The organism is Sphingobacterium sp. T2 (assembly GCF_000814685.1).
GTDB classification, from domain to species: Bacteria; Bacteroidota; Bacteroidia; order Sphingobacteriales; family Sphingobacteriaceae; genus Sphingobacterium; species Sphingobacterium thermophilum.
This window is the reverse complement of the sequence record NZ_JXAC01000113.1, coordinates 1-17,487: the sequence shown is the minus strand read 5'-3', so window position 1 is coordinate 17,487 and position 17,487 is coordinate 1. Positions and strand designations below refer to the sequence as shown.

General features: G+C 39.2%; 19 protein-coding genes, 2 tRNA genes and 1 pseudogene. 6 read left to right on the top strand and 16 right to left on the bottom strand.

Annotated elements, in window-relative coordinates; translation table 11 throughout:
• From SD31_RS08400 to SD31_RS08395, 3 genes are all read right to left on the bottom strand, one after another.
• A partial coding sequence (locus tag SD31_RS08400) for a hypothetical protein (RefSeq protein WP_197053623.1) occupies positions 1 to 885 on the bottom strand: 885 nt, incomplete at its 3' end.
• Positions 886 to 893: 8 nt separating this feature from the next.
• Positions 894 to 1,217: an AAA family ATPase gene (locus SD31_RS15280; protein ID WP_052258821.1), complete on the bottom strand. Its 324-nt coding sequence runs from the start codon at positions 1,215 to 1,217 to the stop codon at positions 894 to 896.
• Between the two features lie 3 nt (positions 1,218 to 1,220).
• Positions 1,221 to 2,426, bottom strand: coding sequence for an exonuclease SbcCD subunit D (locus SD31_RS08395; RefSeq protein ID WP_039053801.1), 1,206 nt, complete (start codon positions 2,424 to 2,426; stop codon positions 1,221 to 1,223).
• Between the two features lie 181 nt (positions 2,427 to 2,607).
• Between SD31_RS08395 and SD31_RS08390 the strand changes: the two genes are divergently transcribed.
• The 3 genes from SD31_RS08390 to SD31_RS08380 all read left to right on the top strand — a co-directional run bounded on the left by SD31_RS08390 (position 2,608) and on the right by SD31_RS08380 (position 4,552).
• Positions 2,608 to 3,276, top strand: a complete 669-nt coding sequence (locus tag SD31_RS08390) for a hypothetical protein (RefSeq protein ID WP_039053800.1) — start codon at positions 2,608 to 2,610, stop codon at positions 3,274 to 3,276.
• A gap of 144 nt (positions 3,277 to 3,420) precedes the next feature.
• On the top strand, positions 3,421 to 3,864 hold the full coding sequence (locus SD31_RS08385) for a DinB family protein (RefSeq protein ID WP_039053799.1): 444 nt from the start codon (positions 3,421 to 3,423) through the stop codon (positions 3,862 to 3,864).
• 211 nt (positions 3,865 to 4,075) lie between these two features.
• Positions 4,076 to 4,552: a VOC family protein gene (locus SD31_RS08380; RefSeq protein ID WP_039053798.1), complete on the top strand. Its 477-nt coding sequence runs from the start codon at positions 4,076 to 4,078 to the stop codon at positions 4,550 to 4,552.
• A 33-nt stretch (positions 4,553 to 4,585) separates the two neighbouring features.
• Here the strand turns inward: SD31_RS08380 and SD31_RS08375 are convergent, their stop codons facing one another.
• Entirely contained in the window at positions 4,586 to 5,470 is an 885-nt protein-coding gene (locus SD31_RS08375; RefSeq protein WP_039053797.1) for a macrolide 2'-phosphotransferase, read from the bottom strand.
• Positions 5,460 to 6,698 (bottom strand): MFS transporter, encoded by a 1,239-nt coding sequence (locus SD31_RS08370; RefSeq protein WP_039053796.1) that lies wholly within the window; start codon positions 6,696 to 6,698, stop codon positions 5,460 to 5,462. The genes SD31_RS08375 and SD31_RS08370 overlap by 11 nt, the downstream gene beginning before the upstream one ends.
• Before the next feature lie 310 nt (positions 6,699 to 7,008).
• Between SD31_RS08370 and SD31_RS08365 the strand changes: the two genes are divergently transcribed.
• On the top strand, positions 7,009 to 7,638 hold the full coding sequence (locus SD31_RS08365; protein WP_197053622.1) for a Tudor-knot domain-containing protein: 630 nt from the start codon (positions 7,009 to 7,011) through the stop codon (positions 7,636 to 7,638).
• A gap of 59 nt (positions 7,639 to 7,697) precedes the next feature.
• Here the strand turns inward: SD31_RS08365 and SD31_RS08360 are convergent.
• The 8 genes and pseudogenes from SD31_RS08360 to SD31_RS21250 form a co-directional block, all read right to left on the bottom strand.
• Positions 7,698 to 8,650, bottom strand: a pseudogene (locus tag SD31_RS08360) (glycoside hydrolase family 43 protein).
• 93 nt (positions 8,651 to 8,743) lie between these two features.
• Positions 8,744 to 8,829 (bottom strand) — tRNA-Leu (locus SD31_RS08355).
• Between the two features lie 4 nt (positions 8,830 to 8,833).
• Positions 8,834 to 8,909 (bottom strand) — tRNA-Gly (locus SD31_RS08350).
• Between the two features lie 213 nt (positions 8,910 to 9,122).
• Positions 9,123 to 9,977, bottom strand: a complete 855-nt coding sequence (locus tag SD31_RS20170) for a M3 family metallopeptidase (RefSeq protein WP_262506594.1) — start codon at positions 9,975 to 9,977, stop codon at positions 9,123 to 9,125.
• On the bottom strand, positions 9,928 to 11,154 hold the full coding sequence (locus tag SD31_RS20165) for a M3 family metallopeptidase (protein WP_262506593.1): 1,227 nt from the start codon (positions 11,152 to 11,154) through the stop codon (positions 9,928 to 9,930). The genes SD31_RS20170 and SD31_RS20165 overlap by 50 nt, the downstream gene beginning before the upstream one ends.
• Before the next feature lie 113 nt (positions 11,155 to 11,267).
• On the bottom strand, positions 11,268 to 11,675 hold the full coding sequence (locus tag SD31_RS08340; RefSeq protein ID WP_039053795.1) for a DUF5606 domain-containing protein: 408 nt from the start codon (positions 11,673 to 11,675) through the stop codon (positions 11,268 to 11,270).
• Positions 11,676 to 11,690: 15 nt separating this feature from the next.
• The gene (locus SD31_RS08335) at positions 11,691 to 11,972 is read right to left on the bottom strand and encodes a peptidylprolyl isomerase (RefSeq protein WP_410528249.1); all 282 of its coding nucleotides are present in this window, start codon (positions 11,970 to 11,972) and stop codon (positions 11,691 to 11,693) included.
• On the bottom strand, positions 11,926 to 12,114 hold the full coding sequence (locus SD31_RS21250) for a peptidylprolyl isomerase (protein WP_410528248.1): 189 nt from the start codon (positions 12,112 to 12,114) through the stop codon (positions 11,926 to 11,928). Before SD31_RS21250 ends, SD31_RS08335 begins: the two co-directional genes overlap by 47 nt.
• A gap of 188 nt (positions 12,115 to 12,302) precedes the next feature.
• Between SD31_RS21250 and radC the strand changes: the two genes are divergently transcribed.
• Complete coding sequence (radC, locus tag SD31_RS08330) at positions 12,303 to 12,989, top strand: RadC family protein (protein WP_039053794.1); 687 nt, start codon at positions 12,303 to 12,305, stop codon at positions 12,987 to 12,989.
• Here the strand turns inward: radC and SD31_RS08325 are convergent.
• The 3 genes from SD31_RS08325 to SD31_RS08315 form a co-directional block, all read right to left on the bottom strand.
• The gene (locus SD31_RS08325) at positions 12,986 to 14,098 is read right to left on the bottom strand and encodes an oxygenase MpaB family protein (protein WP_231561357.1); all 1,113 of its coding nucleotides are present in this window, start codon (positions 14,096 to 14,098) and stop codon (positions 12,986 to 12,988) included. The two genes, radC and SD31_RS08325, sit on opposite strands and share 4 nt — an antisense overlap.
• Before the next feature lie 79 nt (positions 14,099 to 14,177).
• Positions 14,178 to 14,540 carry a hypothetical protein gene (locus SD31_RS08320; protein WP_156138280.1) on the bottom strand — a complete coding sequence of 121 codons (363 nt, stop codon included), beginning with the start codon at positions 14,538 to 14,540 and terminating at the stop codon, positions 14,178 to 14,180.
• Positions 14,515 to 15,156, bottom strand: a complete 642-nt coding sequence (locus tag SD31_RS08315) for a DUF45 domain-containing protein (RefSeq protein WP_039053791.1) — start codon at positions 15,154 to 15,156, stop codon at positions 14,515 to 14,517. Before SD31_RS08315 ends, SD31_RS08320 begins: the two co-directional genes overlap by 26 nt.
• Before the next feature lie 75 nt (positions 15,157 to 15,231).
• On the opposite strand from SD31_RS08315, the gene SD31_RS08310 reads away from it, so the two are divergent.
• Positions 15,232 to 17,235 (top strand): M13 family metallopeptidase, encoded by a 2,004-nt coding sequence (locus SD31_RS08310; protein WP_039053790.1) that lies wholly within the window; start codon positions 15,232 to 15,234, stop codon positions 17,233 to 17,235.
• Positions 17,236 to 17,487 lie beyond the last annotated feature (252 nt).

Below are 17,487 nucleotides of genomic sequence, written 5' to 3'. Positions count from 1 at the left end.
GAAAGAAGTTCGATTTTTTTCTTTCCATCTAATTGCTTKGTATTGTTRTCGTTTTAATTGTTTTGTAACTGAATTTTTAGTTTCCTTCTTACATATTCCAATCCCTTTTGTCGAACCGGATATTAAGTTATCAATATCCTTTTTGGCTTCTTGAATTTTCAGAATTAACTCCCAATCATTTTTTTCCGTTTTTTTCAATTCTAAAGCCTCAAATTGAGGTTGAATTTCACTGAGTTTTTGTTGTACTTCCTGAAACTGAGTTTCTAATTTTTTCAAAGTTTCCAATTCCCGTATTTCTTCCTCGGATTTAGCATGGTAATCCAAGGTTGCCCTGTTCTGTGTTTTGAGAATTTGGGCAAATAAGGTTTGCACATGTTCAAATTCCTCCAATTTTTTCTCTACCGCATTTATGGATTCCTGTTGAGATTCCATCTCGGTGAGGCTTTTTTTCTTGTTTTGAAGTGTTTCAAATTCAGCTTTTAAAGTTTTTAATTGCTGAAATCTTTCCGATTTCAAATCGAATTCTTCCTTGGTAGAATCAAATGCCTTTTTCGCCTCTGTCAACTGTTTTTTTTGAGCTTGAATTTCCTCTTCTGAAACCGCTTCAAATCCTACCAATTGACCTTGTAACTGGTTTAATTTGGTCTTGTTTTCGGAACTTAATGCACTGACCTTGTCGTATAAATCGTATTGATGAAGGTTAAAAATCTCCATCATCATTTGGGTACGGTCTTTTTCCCCTAATTCCAAAAATTCCTTGAATTGACCTTGAGGAATGATAATAGTTCGTTTGAAATTTTCGTAACTCAAACCAATAATGGGTTCTACGTTGGTTGATTCCAAAGGAATCCATGCGTTATTTTTCCATTCGTATAAATTAGCCATAGGCGTATTTACATCCTCAAATCTTTTGGAATTTCGTTTGAATTCACGCGTAGCTTTAAACAAACGGTCTTCATGATTTTTGAATTTCCAATTCGTATATAGAAACGATTGGATTTCAGGTTCATCATATTGTAAGTTCGCTTGTCACGAGAGTTTAATCTTTCAGTTTCTCCATATAAAGCATAGGTAATGGCTTCCAAAATGGAAGATTTTCCAGACCCTACCGAACCGAAAATACCGAATAACCCGGCATCGGTTAATTGCGTAAAATCAATAGTTTGGCGTTCCTGATACGAATAAATTCCTTCTATGGTTAATTGAATGGGAAGCATGGTTTAGGCATTTAGAATTTCGTTAAACAAATTCATGATTTCTTCATTCGGTTCTTGACCTCCGTTTTTGGATTTAAAATAATCTCGAAATAATTCACGACGATCTTTGTTTAGGTTAATTTCCTGCACATCTTCTGAACCTTGATTTTGATTTTTGACTTTGGGAATTAAGTGGATAATACCCTGGTGGGTTTGATAAAGCGCTTTGCGGTCTTCGGCTTTCATAAAGGTATCGGATTCCAGCGTCAATTCTACCAAAGCATTTTGATTTTCGGAAAGCCAATTCAAAGCCGATTCTAAGTTTGAGAAAGTTTTGCGATGCAAAGGCTTGCCCGATTTCAATTCGACTTTTTCAAAAGAAAGATTTCGATTTTCATCCACCGAAATCAAAGAAACGTATTTCTTTTGTCCGGCTTCGCTAAAGCTGTAGCAAAGGGGAGAAGAGGAATAAATCACGGGTTTTTCAACCGTTCCTATATTTCGGAAACCGTGTAGGTGTCCCAATGCGGTATATTGAATTTGAGGTGGAATGGCATCGGAATAAATCATATCGGCATTCCCGATTTTAATTGGTTTTTCACCTTCGGGCTCTTCCAAAATTTCTCCTCCTCTTTTGTTCATGTATAAATGCGCCATAAGAAGATTAACCCCTTTATCGTCGCAATAAGTATCGGCTAAATTTTTCCAGTTTTCGGCTAAAACTGCATTCAATTCATCTTCTCTATTTTCGCCCAAAAATTGTTTTAAACGAATTTCGTTGGCATAAGGAGTATGCAAAATTCGAACAGGCATAGGAGAGGAATTCAGTTGAATTTCTAGGAATCCCTTTTCGGATTTCGTGATTCGGAAGTTTTCCAATGCGTATTCCTGCACTTTTTGGTTGGGATATCCAATGAGAATGATTCCGCATTCACGGGCCAAAGGATCCGGTGCATCGATGAAGCTTGGAGAATCGTGGTTTCCGGCAATGGCAATTACCGGTCGTTTTCCGTTTTTGGCCAGTCGTTTTACAGTCTTGTAAAACAAATCAATGGCTTCTGTACTGGGATGGAAAGCGTCAAATAAATCGCCCGCTACCAAAACCAAATCAACGTTTTGTTCATCGGCAATCGAAATGATTTCGTTCATTACTATGATTTGCTCCTCCAAACGGGAAAAATTGTCCAATCGTTTTCCCAAATGCCAGTCTGCAGTATGTAGAATTTTCATTCCTTGATCATGTTTTATGCGAGTATAAAATTACATAAAGGATTGTGGATCCCAGGTTATTTGTAAGAAAATCCTTACAGATTATATTTTTTTAAAAGGGTAGTTTGTTTTTTTTACGGGAAATTTAGAATTAACTGCTATCTTTGCCACAAGATAGTTCAATAACTAACAACTAAATATTATGAAATATAAATTTTTATCCTTCTTATTGTCAATGGTCGTTGGTTCGATGGCATTTGCTAATGAGCCTGTAGAGAAATATCCTCGTTACAGAGGCTATTATTCCTTTGAGACGTGGTTCGCTTCAGCGAATGCTGGTGCTCAAGTATTTATGGGAGACCATGATAAACAAGAAAACTTTGGCAAGCGTATAACTCCTACTATAAGTGTTAGTGTAGGTAAATGGTTGAATCCTAGTTTTGGTGTGAGAGGATCTATTAATGGAGGTCAGATTGTTGGTTTGACACAAACAAAAGCTTTGGCCTCAAGTGATAAAATGATTATTGATGCTCCTCACTACTTGTACAGACAAAAGATTAACTATATACATGCTCATGCCGATTTGATGTTCCATTGGAGTAACGATGCATATGATGTAAACTTAAACCGTACCTATAACCTAATACCTTATGCAGGTATCGGTATTATGGCTGGTTTAAATAAGCAAAAAGAAACTAAGTTTAGTCCTAATTTAGGTGTTATCCAAACAATCCGTTTGACGGATAAATGGGACTTAAATCTTGATATAATGGGTAATATCGTTGGAGATGCCTTCGATGGTGAAAAGGGTGGAAATAAATTTGAAGGTAGAGTGGCTGCAACTGTAGGTTTTACTTATAACTTCAGATAAGGAATATAATATATAATACAGGAAGGTCAAAGTATAACACTTTGACCTTTTTTTTTTGGACATAGATTGCTAACAACAGTTTTTGCTTAGATTTATGGAAGAATTGCTTATTTGATAACACATACGATCCTTTCTTAACATAATATGAAAGATTTTTTTAAAGATTTATATGCTTATAATTACCATTCTAACCAACAGCTTTGCGAGGATTTTGAGAAGAAAGGAAGTTTGCTTCCTTCGAAGGCTATTACATTATTTTCTCATATCCTGAACGCCCATCATATCTGGATTAAGAGAATGAGTGGTTTTCAGCCCGATTATGGGGTATGGCAAGAACATAATATGGATACTTTTAAAACTGTAGATACAGTGAATTATGATGCGTCCATTCATATTATTGAACAGTCGGACTTAAATACTATCGTATATTATAATAATACCAAAGGCGAGGCCTTTCAGAATACTGTTAGAGATATTTTATTTCATGTCATCAACCACTCCACCTATCATCGTGCACAGATAGCTACGGAATTTAGGAAATATGGTCTTGAACCTATAATGACGGATTATATTTTTTACAGAAGGTAGTGTCTTAACAATGTAGTAAAAGATTTTTATGAATGAATTAAACAAGGGGCTGGTTTAAATGTTTTTGATGAAGGCGCTGGCATGGTCATAATATGACTATGATGAAAGGATATAGGATATCACCTGTGTTGATCTTTTTTCTAACATGTCCGTCTAAGGACAACAATCTTCTAAAAATCAGCCTTCAATAGTAAGGTCAAAAGATACAGATATGGACAAGCAGAAAATCACCCCGTGTTTGTGGGTAGAAAAGGACGCCCGAGCGGTAGTAGATTATTATCTCTCTATTTTCAGAGATGGAAAGCTAAAGGAATATCATCGCTATGATAATTCGCCAGAAGCTAAAGAAATAGGAGGGCAGGATAGCTTTGAAACAGCAGTCATGGAAATAGGAGGAGTGGAGTTCAGCATTTTGGCCGCAGGTCCATTTTTCCAGTTTAATGAGTCTATTTCCTTTGTTATCAACTGTAAAAATCAGGAGGAAGTAGACTATTATTGGGAGGCATTGACAGCCGATGGAGGAGAAGAAGGTTCTTGTGGATGGCTTAAGGACAAGTATGGTCTATCGTGGCAGGTGGTGCCGGAAGAGTATTATGCGTTGATAAATAGTCCGGATCCTGTTGTACGTGAGAAAGCTATGCGTAATACTATGCACCAAAAGAAAATTATACTTTTCGAACTTCAGTAAAGACTTTGCTAGCTACTAGCAGAGTTTTGTAGATTATAAAGAACCCAGTTGTGTTTTTGCTGCCTTTATATGGTTGTCGTCTTGGATGGATATGGCGAAAAATCCATAAGCTAAAGGTGCCGCTGCCGCTCTTTCGACCGCTTGATCGTAAAGGGCGTCCCAAATTAGTCCTCCCTGCTGCTGATAAGCTGTGATTAAAGATTTAAGGCTTTGTTCACCAAAGACTGTTAGATGTCCCGAAAAGTCTTGAGCAATGTCACTGACATGGGCGGTAGTCCAATCTATTACTCCGGAAATTTTTCCGTTAGGAAAGATCAAAATATGGCCTGCATAGAGGTCGCCGTGGATAAATCGGTTGAATGTAGGCCACAATCTGTCGTTGTCAAGCCATTGCAGATATCTTTTTTCCAATTCTTGATTTATGCCCAATTCGGATTTGACAAGAGCTAATCTGTCGGAGATTTCTTTTCTACTTTGATCGGGAGTTAGAACTTTCAGCTGTCGTTTTTCCACTTCTTCGACAGGGATAGAATGTATCTCTACCAATATTTTGGCTAGAGAGTCCATATAGCATTCACTATTTTTGTCCATATGCCAAGTTACTTCGTAGCTCACAGGGTCGTATGTTAGGGCTGGCTTTCCTTCTAATAGAGGATAAGCAATGAGTTCATCGGTGGCTATTTTCCAATCCGGTACTAGTATGGATAAATATTGCGATACAAGTTCAAGTATATTTTTTTCTGTTCTGATCTGGTCTATTAGATTCTTTCTTCTTGGAAGTCGTAAAACCCATTGTTGACCGTTTCGATCTTTAGCAAAGCCAACTTGAAAATCTATTCCCATGTTATTGAATGACATTTCTTCATTCAATAATAATCCATGTTTTTCTGCTATTTCAATTATTTCTTTAGTTTTCATTATTGTCTATTGTTTTGTTGTTTCCTAATTGCATAAGTGTTGGGAAGGTGAATGCAGCAAGTCCTAACACGATGGCCAACAGTCCACAGATGATGAAGGTTTGGTTAATGCCTATGGTATCTACAATCCAGCCGGTAAATAATAGTCCTATCAGACTAGGCAAAATAGCTAAGCTGAAATAAAGGGAGAATACACGTCCCAATTTTTCGGGAACTACTTCTATCTGAACAATGGCAGTAAAACAGCCATTGAAAACGGAAAGACTTAAGCCTCCCACGATAGTTATTATTACAAAAATGATAAAGGCTTCTTCGGGTAGTAAACCGCTAGCCAATAATGTGAGCCCCAACAAGGTATACATAGTATTGATTAGTATTACCTTGCTGCTTTCAAATTTGAAGACACTAAGAATGCCTCCACCTATCAACATACCGCTTCCCCAAGCTACTTCTATGAGACCCATTTCCCATTTTCCACCACCATAATGTCCTGTTGTAAGCAAGGGAAACATGATGGCGGCAGGCATGACCACCAAAGTGATGGCCATGGCAAAAAAGAAGAGCAGGCTCAGTCCTCTATTTTGAGATACGGTTCGTAATCCTTCTTTTAAATCGTATAATACAGTAAGAAGAGAGCCCTTATTTTGTTCAACAAGGTTAGGAATACGTACCAACAATAATGAAGTAATAGCCAATACAGCGCCTATTATATCCAGATATAGCACTTCGGATATAGGGAAGGAGGCTATCGCTAGTGTACCTATTGCAGGACCAGCAATGCTCGTTACGGATTGTATAATTTGATTTATGCCGGCTACGCGAATCAATTCGTTTTGAGGAACGATAAGGGGCGCGATGGCTTGCAGTGCTGGTGTATGAAAGGCATTACCGACGGAACGTAAACCCAATAAAATATAAATCCAAAAAAGATTGATAGCCCCGTTTTTTAATACTACAAGAATGACGAATGTACATACCGCTATGAATGCATCCGACAGCATCATCACATTTTTGCGGTTTAGTCTGTCTATATATACGCCTGCTATAGGTCCGATGATGGCTTGTGGCAATATACTTGCTATACCCGCATAGGCTAATACCTGAGCAGACTTATACTCCAAACTTAACCAAATAATAATAGCAAATTGGACAGCATAACTCGACAACATGGATACAAACTGTCCACTCCAAATAAATAAATAGGTTCTAAACCATTTCGGCTTTCCCATACATTAATAATATTTTAAAGTGAAAATAATACATGAGAAAGGTAAAACACCAATAATGTGCTACCCAGTAAAGAATAAGATCCTTGGTAAGAAGGCGGATCTTAGAAGTTAAACCAAATTCGTGAGATTAGCATAACCGTATGTGTTAGTGTTACAAATATAAAAATATTTTACTAGTAGTATAATTTAAATGAAAAAAGAATTAATCGAGACAAAGCTTTGTTGGTTTATTCCAAAACAATGAATTTTATTGAATTATTAGCTATTTTTAAATTAGTAAATAATTCCAAATCAATTATTAATCTACGTTATGAAAGCAATGCATCTACTTATCTTTTTTTTGATAGGACTACTGTCACCGGTACGTGCTCAAAAAGTATCCGGTGAGGTGGTTGGAAAATGGGATGTTTGGATTCCAGGGGCAGTCACTTATGTGGCCACGACAGACAACCGGGCTCAGATGGTGTACCAACCCGGTGCAGCCATGAACACATTAACAATCCAAGCTAATGGGCAATACACTTGGGGCGATCATACCGGTACGGTGGAAATCGTAAAGCCTTGGTATGCGCAAGTGGGGGTGACCTATTACCGTATTTCCGATCTACGGAAGAATACATACGATTTTTGGTATAAAGAAGAGACAGATCAACTGATTTTGCTGTTCGGAGAAGTGGGAGGTCATGCCGCAACGGGTACGCGCATAGGAGAAAAGCAGGTAATATCCTCTTCGAAGGATATGAAAGAAAATCAGGAGCCTATCCCGGCGGACTTTAAAATTGGTCAGGAAGTGTTGGTGGAATGGTCCGGCAGCTGGTATGATGCCAAAATCTTAGAGTATAAGGACGGGCATTTTAAGATCCATTACATAGGTTGGGGAAGCACTTGGGATGAATGGGTGAAACCCAGCCGTATCAAGCCCAAGGCAACTAAGAAATAAAATGTTAAATAAAACCTGATAATTTGAGGAGCTTCTCTGCAAGAGGAAGCTCCTTAATTTTATTTTAAAGGATGTTGTACCCCCGAAAAAGTCATCTTGACAGGAATAATTTTTCCATCCTTATCGAATTTCAATTCGTCAATGCATGTTACTCTTTCATGAGCCTCTTTTTTACCCAAAGGTCTTCGATGATAGACAATGAAGTATTTGTCCTCGTTTGGAATTTTTATAACAGAATGATGTCCCGCACCTGTGGCGATCTGAGGATCCTGTTCTAATATAGTGCCAATACGTTCAAATGGGCCTAAAGGATTGTCGGCGATAGCGTAAGCTACTTTGTAATCTGGTCCTGTCCAACCACCTTCGGACCACATGAAATAATATTTGCCGTCTTTCATGAACATAAAAGGTCCTTCGACATAGCTTTGTGGCGTGATCTCTTTGTAATAGGATCCATCCTCAAAAGGTAGTAATCGAGTAAAGTCAGAGCTGAGTTTCACCACGTTACAATGTCTCCAACCCCCGTAATACATATAAAAAGTTCCGTCTTTATCTTTGAAAACAAATTGATCTATGGGTTGAGCTCCATTGACGATATCATTTATTAAAGGTTTGCCTAACAAATCTTTATATGGACCTTCAGGTTTGTCGGCTACTGCAACACCAATTCCCCCAACTTCTCCCTGGTGTACATCATTTGCGGCAAAAAAGAAGTAATATTTGCCGTTGTTTTCTATCACTGAGGGTGCCACATGGCTCTTTTTGCCCATTTAACTTCCGCAGTATCTAATATGTTACTATGCTTAGTCCAGTTTACTAAATCTTTGGAGGAAAAAGCATCAAATTTGACCTGTTGATTATAGGGAGCAGAATAGGTCGGAAATATCCAATAAGTGTTGTTATATACGATAGCTTCCGGATCTGCATAATAGCCTGGAAATACAGGATTTTGCTGGCTAAAAGCTTTTAGTGAAAGAAATAGGAATAACGATAGTATATACGATTGTTTCATAAGTTGATGGATTGGTTAATAGTTTATGTTTATAAATATACCATTTAAAAAGCAAAGGGTAAAAAAAAAGCCCGACTATGGTCGAGCTTTGAGTACCTAGGGCGGGAATCGAACCCGCACTCGCTTTAGGGCGAACAGGATTTTAAGTCCTGCGTGTCTACCAGTTCCACCACCTAGCGACACTGGAGCGAAAGACGAGATTCGAACTCGCGACCCCAACCTTGGCAAGGTTGTGCTCTACCAACTGAGCTACTTTCGCTTATATTGTCTTTCAAAAGTTAGAGGATATCGCATCCTTCCGTTTTGATGATGCAAATATAGAGCTATAATCCAGTTTTGCCAAATGTTTTTGAAAATAAAATAGCACTTTTTATTAAGGTACAATACATTTATTTGATTATCAAGGAGAATAAATTTTCTATAAAAATAGCCTACCTTAATAGCAGGCTATTTTATTTTGGTATATTCATTTCTATTGAAGTAAGCCGGCGCGGCGCAACAGCGCGTCAACCTGTGGCTCTTTACCACGGAATTGCTTGTACAGTTTCATAGGATGTTCCGTACCTCCTTTGGACAAGATGTTATCCTTGAATTTGGTTGCTACCTCTTTGTTGAAGATGCCGTTCTCTTTAAAATATTCGAAAGCATCGGCATCTAATACTTCGGCCCATTTGTAGCTGTAATAGCCGGAAGAATATCCACCGTTAAAGATATGTGAAAAGGAGGTGCTCATGGCATTGTCCTCAACATCCGGATAGAGCTGGGTAGAGGCAAATTGTTCCTTCTCAAAAGCTTTTAGGTCCGTAACGGATGAAGGATCTTTACCATGCCATCCCATGTCGAGAAGTCCAAAACTAAGCTGACGTAGAGTGGCCATGCCTTCCATAAAGGTTGCCGACTCTTTGATTTTTCTTACTAAATCCATAGGGATACTATCCCCAGTTTCGTAGTGTCTTGCAAAAAGTGTCAGAGCCTCTACTTCATAACACCAATTTTCCATGATCTGACTTGGTAGTTCCACAAAATCCCAATAAACGGAGGTGCCCGAAAGGTTAGGGTAGGTGCTGTTGGCCAGCATGCCGTGCAGGGCATGGCCAAACTCGTGGAATAAGGTGGTAACTTCGTTGAAGGTTAGTAAAGAAGGTTTTGTATCCGTAGGGGGTGTGAAGTTACACACAATAGATACGTGAGGACGTTCGTTGATACCATCTTTGATATATTGAGGTTTGAACGATGTCATCCATGCACCTTGACGTTTACCCTTGCGCGGGAAAAAGTCAGCATAAAACACAGCCACCAAATTTTTGTTTTCGTTCTTTAACTTCAAAGGTCCGTACATCGGGATGGTATTTATCGATATTATCAACCTCATTGAACTGTAAGCCGTAGAGTTTGTTGGCTACCATAAACACTCCCGCAAGCACATTTTCCAGTTTAAAGTAAGGTTTCAGCAGTTCGTCATCCAGTTGGAATTTCTGCTGTTTTAGCTTTTCGGAGTAATAGGCTCCGTCCCACTTTTGCAACTGATCTAAGCCGTCTCGTTGTTGGGCAAAGGCTGTTAGCTCTTCAAACTCTTTCCATGCTGCGGGCTTAGCCTTCTCCAGTAAGTCGTTGAGGAAATTCCATACTTTGGTCGGAGATTCAGCCATACGTTCTTCCAAAACAAAATCGGCATGTGTAGCATAACCCAACAGCTGCGCACGCTGATGACGCAATCGGACAATCTCGAGGACTATAGCCTCATTGTTGTTGGCATTGTTCTGAAAACCTTTTCTTCCTGCGGCCAGCGTTATTTCCTTTCGTAGTTCCCTATTATCCGCATATGTGACAAAAGGAATATAGCTAGGATAATCCAAGGTGAAAATCCATCCATCTTTCCCTTCCGCTTTTGCGAGAGCTGCTGCTGCTTCGATAACACTTTCAGGCAATCCGGAAAGATCTTGGATATCCGTAATATGGAGACGGTAGGCATTGTTGTCTGCCAGTACATTTTCCCCAAACTTGAGTTTGAGCACCGACAGGCGGGCGTCTATCTCACGGAGCTGAGCCTTTTGCTCTTCATTAAGAAGAGCCCCGTTGCGGGTGAATGTTTTGTAGGATTTCTCCAACAGTGTTTTTTGCTCTTCATTGAGAGGAAGGGAGTCTTTCTGTTCATATACCGCTTTTATGCGGGCAAACAGCTCCGCATTCAGGTTGATGTCGTTGGCTAAGGCAGAAAGTTTAGGTGCTACCTCTTGTGCTATCTTTTCAAGTTCTTCGTTGGTATCCGCAGCGTGGAGATTAAAGAAGATATTACTTATGCGGTCTAAAGTCATTCCCGAGAAGGCTAGAGCTTCTACCGTATTTTCGAACGTTGGCGCTTCAGGATTATTTACGATGGCGTCGATCTCTTTTTTTGTCAAGGCAATACCTTCTTCAAAAGCGGGAAGGTAATCCTTCTCCGTAATCTTGGAAAAAGGTGCAGTATCGTATGCTGTGTTGAATTTTTCTGTGAGTATTCCCATGTAGATAAAGCTATAAATATTTCATAAAATATAAATCACAATTAAGTAAAGAGTATTAAACAAAAAATCCCTAAACAGATACGTTTAGGGATTTTATCGTACGACATCTAAAACTATTGGATTGGTGCAGGAGCTTCCTCATCGAAAAGAGGAAACTCTTTGATGATGTTGTACCAAGAGATAATTTTTTTGATATCCGAAATGTAAACTCTCGATTCATCATGACCTGGAGCTACTTCTCGGAAGAAGTTACGTAACTCTTCGTTTCTAGCAGTTTTAGGGTCAGGGGTGTTACCACCATTGGCTTTAATGGTTTCCAACACATCTAAAAGACGAATTTCATCTTCTTCGCCATAGATGGTGATGTCTTCCAATGTAGCCATTTTGGTAGTGTTTAGATTTACTACCGTCTTAATTTTAGCCTTATCCAAAGATTCCAAGATAAAGCCAGCTCTGTTTTGTCCGATTAATTTGTATAATCCCGGTTTACCGGTTACCGATACTAAAGCTCTTAAGTTCATTATGTTTTATGATGATTAGTCTTCAATAATTTCTACAGCTAATATTCTGTCACCCTGACGGATATCGTCGATGACGTCCACGTTTTCTACCACTTTGCCGAAGCAAGTATGATGACGGTCGAGGTGAGCTGTATTCTGACGGTTGTGGCAGATGAAGAACTGAGAACCTCCGGTATTTCTTCCGGCGTGAGCCATAGACAACACACCACGATCGTGGTATTGGTTGTCGCCATCCAATTCACAGTCGATTTTATAGCCCGGACCACCAGTTCCAGGAATTCCTCGTAGCACCCTCACGGCTGTTAGGACATCCTCCTTGGATCACAAAGTCAGGGATAACACGGTGGAAAGCTAGTCCGTCATAAAAACCTTCCTTAGCTAATTTGATAAAGTTGGCTACTGTATTTGGAGCGTCGGCTGTATAAAACTCTACAGTCATGTCGCCTTTTTCTGTTCTTAATAATCGCTTTACTCATTACTAAATAAATTTTGTAGGCTACAAATATAGTATTTTTATATAAAGAAAGGTCTTCAAAAGACGGAAGAGCTTAGGAAATGTTGGACGTAGGCCGGGAATTTTGTAAATTCAATTTTACCAATTATTTACTTTTTTTCGTTAGCTTTTCTATGAATAAGTTAGTAATCAGAGAGTGGTCGGCGGCGGACCGCCCACGCGAAAAGCTTATGGAACAAGGGCGACGGGCTTTGACCGATGCTGAGCTGCTGGCGATACTTATAGGTTCCGGCTCTGCGGAGGAAACAGCCGTAGAACTGTGCCGTCGTATCTTGAAAGATGTAAATAACAGCTTGGACCGCTTGTCAAAACTGGAAGTAAAAGATCTTTGTACTTACAAAGGGATAGGTGAGGCGAAAGCTATCACCATCATTGCCGCTTTGGAGCTTGGCAGAAGAAGGAAAGAGGAAGCTTTGACCGAGCGTCCTGTGCTCAACAGCAGTAAGCGTGTGTATGAGTATTTCCGGGCCAAACTGCAAGACCTTCCTCACGAAGAGTTTTGGGTAATATATCTCAACACTGCATGTAAGGTTGTTGAAAGTCAACTTATCGGAAGAGGAGGAAATGACTTTACACCTGTAGATGTACGCGTAATCTTACGATATGCTTTGCAGTGTAATGCACATTCCATGATTCTGGTGCATAATCACCCTTCCGGCTCCTTACAGCCTAGTCAAGCCGATAGAACGTTGACGCGTAAAGTATGTGAGGCCGCCACAGCAATAGATATAAAAGTTAACGATCACCTTATTTTTACGGACACGTCCTATTATAGTTTTCGTGATGAAGGATTGCTTTAAAAGTTGTTGTAACGCTGGTAGATGAGTCTTACTTTCTCTTGTTCATCTCCTCCTTGACGGATAGCCTGTAGACGACTGGGGTGATCTACAATACGCTTTTCGTTTTGGTGGGTTTTCCAGAAATTTATGATACCGAAACGGCCAATCTTGGTGTTGGGAAGCCCCAAGAGTTGGCACGAATAGTCACCCAACAGAAAATGGTTGTAAAAGAGATGTATCTCCCGCATCATTAACCGCATCACCTTATTAGTAGGGTAGCCGGCATGTACAGGTTCATCTTTCAGGGCGGCAGCTAGCAGTTTGCTGTCTTCGTCTCCCTCACGCTGTGTCATTGTCCACAGATATAGGGACTCTATAGCTTGTTCTTCGGTTTCTGGCAGAAGATGCAGTGGTATGCCAAGCAAGTGACCTACATATTTCCAAAAGTGGAAAAGTCCCTCTATTTCCTGATTGGAAGGTTGTATTCCCATACGTCGTAATCCTACCAAAAAGACCATTGAAAAGCCTAGGTTAGTAGCAAGCATATCCCATAAGTTTATCGGAACACCCCATTTGCTGCTATCCCAAGAGGTGTGCTTAAGAATATTGATACGAGAAAAAGAATAAATAGCTCTGGTCAGAAAAATTTGATAGAAACCTTCTGAAGATGGGTGTAGACCATTCTCTTGGGTGATATGTACCCAAAAATTAACGGTATCGGTAAGTCGTTTTACAGCACCTTTTTTCAAGGCTCCTGTATATATCAAAGGCTTGTTAATGGCGGCGGATTCATAACCTCCCATCAGACAATAGTCTCTCAAGACTATAAGGGCAGAAAGACCGGCTCTCCGACATAATTCAGCTCCGTATTGTAGCTTTTTTCTATCCAGCCATAGGGGAGAAAAATCTATTGAAGCAAAGAAGTCATCCCAAATCTGCTTTTGAAATATATCTGTTAACGAGCCTTTAAGATATTCACCTAAAGAGTGGTTACCTTGCTTGAAACCTATCTTTTCGTGCAGGTCACTGACAAGTCTATCGCCCTGTTCATCCCAGGTAAAAAGATAAGGAATATAACTTTCGGCCTTAGCTATATCGGGTGTATAGCCCAGCTTTTGCAATAAAGCCACACCGGGCCCCTCTTTCCAATAATAAGACAAAGGAAGATTCGTTGATTTTATTATCGGTAAGGGGTAGAAGTCATACGCATTAATTATTTAAACTCCAGTCGAAATATATGGTATGTGCTACAAGAATGTCATTATCGATTACAAAATCAAAGTCTAAATAATCCTCTTGACAGGACTCTGTGTCCGAACAGCAATACCTACGTTGTACGATAAAGGTTAGACGAAAAGCACCTTTTCGCTCTCCCTGATTATAGAAGAAGTTCTTCACTTTAAACAGGGTAGCTTGTGGGCCGCCATCTTTATTGCCAAGCCCGTCCAAAATATATTCTTGCAGCTCTTGTCTATGATTGCTATTCAGTAGCTCCGCTAAAAGCTGCTCATTTTTGGAGAGATCTTGAATATCTATATTCGGGATTTTAATCTTCAATTCGCAGTTGTTCATATGCTATTATTTTATCATAATGCCTGTAATTAGCAACAAATTTTTGGACAAGATTTAAGGTGCTTTCCCGATCCAAAATTATTTCTATTGATTTTATAATTATATAAAATACAAACTGTTGTTCTTTTTCAATTAACTTTTTACTGTAAGTAATTTTATTCTTTTCCTTACTGATGGAAAAATAATTTTTCTTCAACGGCTTTATTGAAATTTGCGGCAAAAGATGATTTAACTCTTCTTCTAATGTAGACAAGCAGGAGTTGATAAAGTTTTGCAACAGAAGAAGTTTTATCTCTTCGCTATTTTTTTGTCTTAATACCATGCCTTCCGGCAGATATATTATGCCATCATGAAAGTAAGCTTGACTAATATGCTTGTATCGTATAGGGTATTTATTGCCGAAAATAGAAAAATAGGAAGAGGACGGATTACTCTTTGTGTAAGATTTTAACTCTTTAGGAAGGATGTTGCGGACATAAGCAGTAAGCATTTCCTGAGTGTAATGCGCTGGCACATCCAGATGGATAGTGTCATTGACAATCTTTCGGATTTTTATTCCTTCTTGCGCACTTTTGGGATAAATCTTATAATTTTTGTCCTCAATTTCTATTAACATACACAAAATAGTTACGTTAAAGTTAGCATGAAATAATTATGTTTGCATAACACACACAAGCTAAAGTTTATAAAGATGAAGAAAATTTTTGTATTGACTGCAACGATGTTGGCTTCCCAGTTCGTTTTTAGTCAGGAGTACAAAGCGATTAATCTGGATTATATGGATCAATCAGTACGTCCTCAGGATGACTTTTACAATTACGTAAATGGGAACTGGATGAAAACTGTAACTATTCCGTCGGATAGGGCGCGTTGGGGTTCTTTCGATGAGTTGCGCGAAAAGACGGATATTGCCGTATTAGAAATTTTAAAATCAACCCTTGAGGGTACACACCCTAAAGGTTCGGATGCTCAAAAGATTGCCGACCTTTATCGCTCGTACGTAGATTTTGAGGCACGTAACAAAGTAGGGTTGCAGCCTATCCAAAAACAACTAGCAGATATCAACAGTATCCGTAACCTTAAAGACCTTGAAGCTTACCTCTTGAAGTATGGTAAAGAGGGAGGAAATCCATTCTATGGCGGGTTTGTAAGTGCACATCTCAAAAATTCCAAAATCAATGCCGTATATCTTGGTGGCGGTGGTTTAGGTTTGGGTCGCAATTATTACCAAAAAGAAGATGAGGCAAACAAGAAAACTTTAAGTGACTATTCGGAATTTATCAATACTTTATATAGCAAGTTGGACCCTAAAACCAAAGATCTTAAAGGTCCTAAGGTGATCGCATTCGAGAAGGAAATAGCCTCTTACCTGAAAACCGTCGAAGAATCGCGTGATGCCAAGAAACGCTATAACCCTGTTGCTGTAAAAGATCTTAACAAACTCGTTAAGAATGTTGACGTAGCCGGTTATCTACGTAAGATGGGCTTCACCGCTGATACAGTAATTATCGGTGAAATCAAGTATTATGAAAACTTGGACCGCATTCTTAATGAAAAGAATGTTCCTGTAATCAAAGATTACCTTAAATTCCATCTTATCAGCGATGCTTCTTCTTACCTTACAGAAGAGCTTGACAAACTTTCGTTCGAATTTTTCGGTAAAAAGTTAAGAGGACAGCAAGAACAACGCAGCATCGACAAGCGCGGTTTAGAATATGTAAACGGCAATATTGGTGAGCTATTGGGAAAATTATATGTAGAGAAATATTTCCCTGAGGAGGCTAAAGCTGCTTGTGAAGAGTTGGTAAAATACCTTATCAAATCTTTTGAAATACATATCAAAAATTTGGACTGGATGTCCGAGGCTACAAAAGTTAAAGCTTTAGAAAAGCTGTCCAAATTTACTGTAAAAATAGGTTATCCTGACAAGTGGAAGGATTATTCTAAGCTGGAAATAGGCACTTCGTTGTACGAGAACGTCATGAACATTCAAAAATGGCGTTTTGAGGAAAACCTAGCAAAACAGGGACAGCCGGTGGATAAGGAAGTATGGGGTATGACACCACAGACGGTGAATGCCTATTATAGTCCTTTAAACAATGAAATCGTATTCCCTGCGGCGATTCTTCAAGCTCCTTTCTATGATTTCAGAGCGGATGCGGCAGTAAACTTCGGAGGTATAGGTGCCGTTATTGGTCACGAGCTTTCACATGGTTTTGATGACTCTGGCTCCCAATACGATGGCGACGGAAACCTCAACAACTGGTGGACCGACGAAGATAGAAGAAAATTTGAAGCGGCAGCCGATGCATTGGTTGCACAGTTCGAGAAATATGAGCCTGTTCCAGGAGTATTTGTAAATGGTCGTTTTACGTTAGGTGAAAACATCGGCGACTTGGGTGGTAGTTCGGTTGCTTTCGATGCTTTGAAAATGTATTTGCAGGACAAAGGTAACCCAGGATTAATTGACGGATTTACTCCTGAACAAAGATTTTTCCTTTCGTGGGCTACTATCTGGAGAACGAAAACTACCGATGCTTTCGTCATCAATCAGGTGAAGACAGACCCTCACTCTCCGGCACAGTACAGAGCTTTCGCGCCAATCATCAACTTAGATGGTTTCCACGAAGCGTTTGGCACTAAAGAAGGGGACAAACTTTATGTTCCTAAAGAAAAACGAATCAAAATCTGGTAGTCCAATTTTCAACAATAAAAGCAAAGCTCTCCATTTTAGACATGCCCCAAAAAGTTAGACACTTATTTGGGGCATTTTTATGAGTAAAAAACAGAAGTATAATTTCAATTTTAAGTTACGTCTAGTAACCACTATTCTACGAGGTAAAGACAGTATTGGAAGCCTTGACAAAGCGAGAAGGATTAAGTAAATCGAATTTATCAATTTTGGCTTAGGCATTTTACCAAAATTATGGCAAGCAAGGCTTGCAAG

What these genes read in the sequence shown, in the direction of transcription:
- SD31_RS15280 (WP_052258821.1), bottom strand. Translation starts at nt 1,217, where the DNA reads ATGCTTCCCATTCAATTAACCATAGAAGGAATTTATTCGTATCAGGAA.
- SD31_RS08395 (WP_039053801.1), bottom strand. Translation starts at nt 2,426, where the DNA reads ATGAAAATTCTACATACTGCAGACTGGCATTTGGGAAAACGATTGGAC.
- SD31_RS08390 (WP_039053800.1), top strand. Translation starts at nt 2,608, where the DNA reads ATGAAATATAAATTTTTATCCTTCTTATTGTCAATGGTCGTTGGTTCG.
- SD31_RS08385 (WP_039053799.1), top strand. Translation starts at nt 3,421, where the DNA reads ATGAAAGATTTTTTTAAAGATTTATATGCTTATAATTACCATTCTAAC.
- SD31_RS08380 (WP_039053798.1), top strand. Translation starts at nt 4,076, where the DNA reads ATGGACAAGCAGAAAATCACCCCGTGTTTGTGGGTAGAAAAGGACGCC.
- SD31_RS08375 (WP_039053797.1), bottom strand. Translation starts at nt 5,470, where the DNA reads ATGAAAACTAAAGAAATAATTGAAATAGCAGAAAAACATGGATTATTA.
- SD31_RS08370 (WP_039053796.1), bottom strand. Translation starts at nt 6,698, where the DNA reads ATGGGAAAGCCGAAATGGTTTAGAACCTATTTATTTATTTGGAGTGGA.
- SD31_RS08365 (WP_197053622.1), top strand. Translation starts at nt 7,009, where the DNA reads ATGAAAGCAATGCATCTACTTATCTTTTTTTTGATAGGACTACTGTCA.
- SD31_RS20165 (WP_262506593.1), bottom strand. Translation starts at nt 11,154, where the DNA reads ATGGGAATACTCACAGAAAAATTCAACACAGCATACGATACTGCACCT.
- SD31_RS08340 (WP_039053795.1), bottom strand. Translation starts at nt 11,675, where the DNA reads ATGAACTTAAGAGCTTTAGTATCGGTAACCGGTAAACCGGGATTATAC.
- SD31_RS21250 (WP_410528248.1), bottom strand. Translation starts at nt 12,114, where the DNA reads ATGACTGTAGAGTTTTATACAGCCGACGCTCCAAATACAGTAGCCAAC.
- radC (WP_039053794.1), top strand. Translation starts at nt 12,303, where the DNA reads ATGAATAAGTTAGTAATCAGAGAGTGGTCGGCGGCGGACCGCCCACGC.
- SD31_RS08320 (WP_156138280.1), bottom strand. Translation starts at nt 14,540, where the DNA reads ATGAACAACTGCGAATTGAAGATTAAAATCCCGAATATAGATATTCAA.
- SD31_RS08315 (WP_039053791.1), bottom strand. Translation starts at nt 15,156, where the DNA reads ATGTTAATAGAAATTGAGGACAAAAATTATAAGATTTATCCCAAAAGT.
- SD31_RS08310 (WP_039053790.1), top strand. Translation starts at nt 15,232, where the DNA reads ATGAAGAAAATTTTTGTATTGACTGCAACGATGTTGGCTTCCCAGTTC.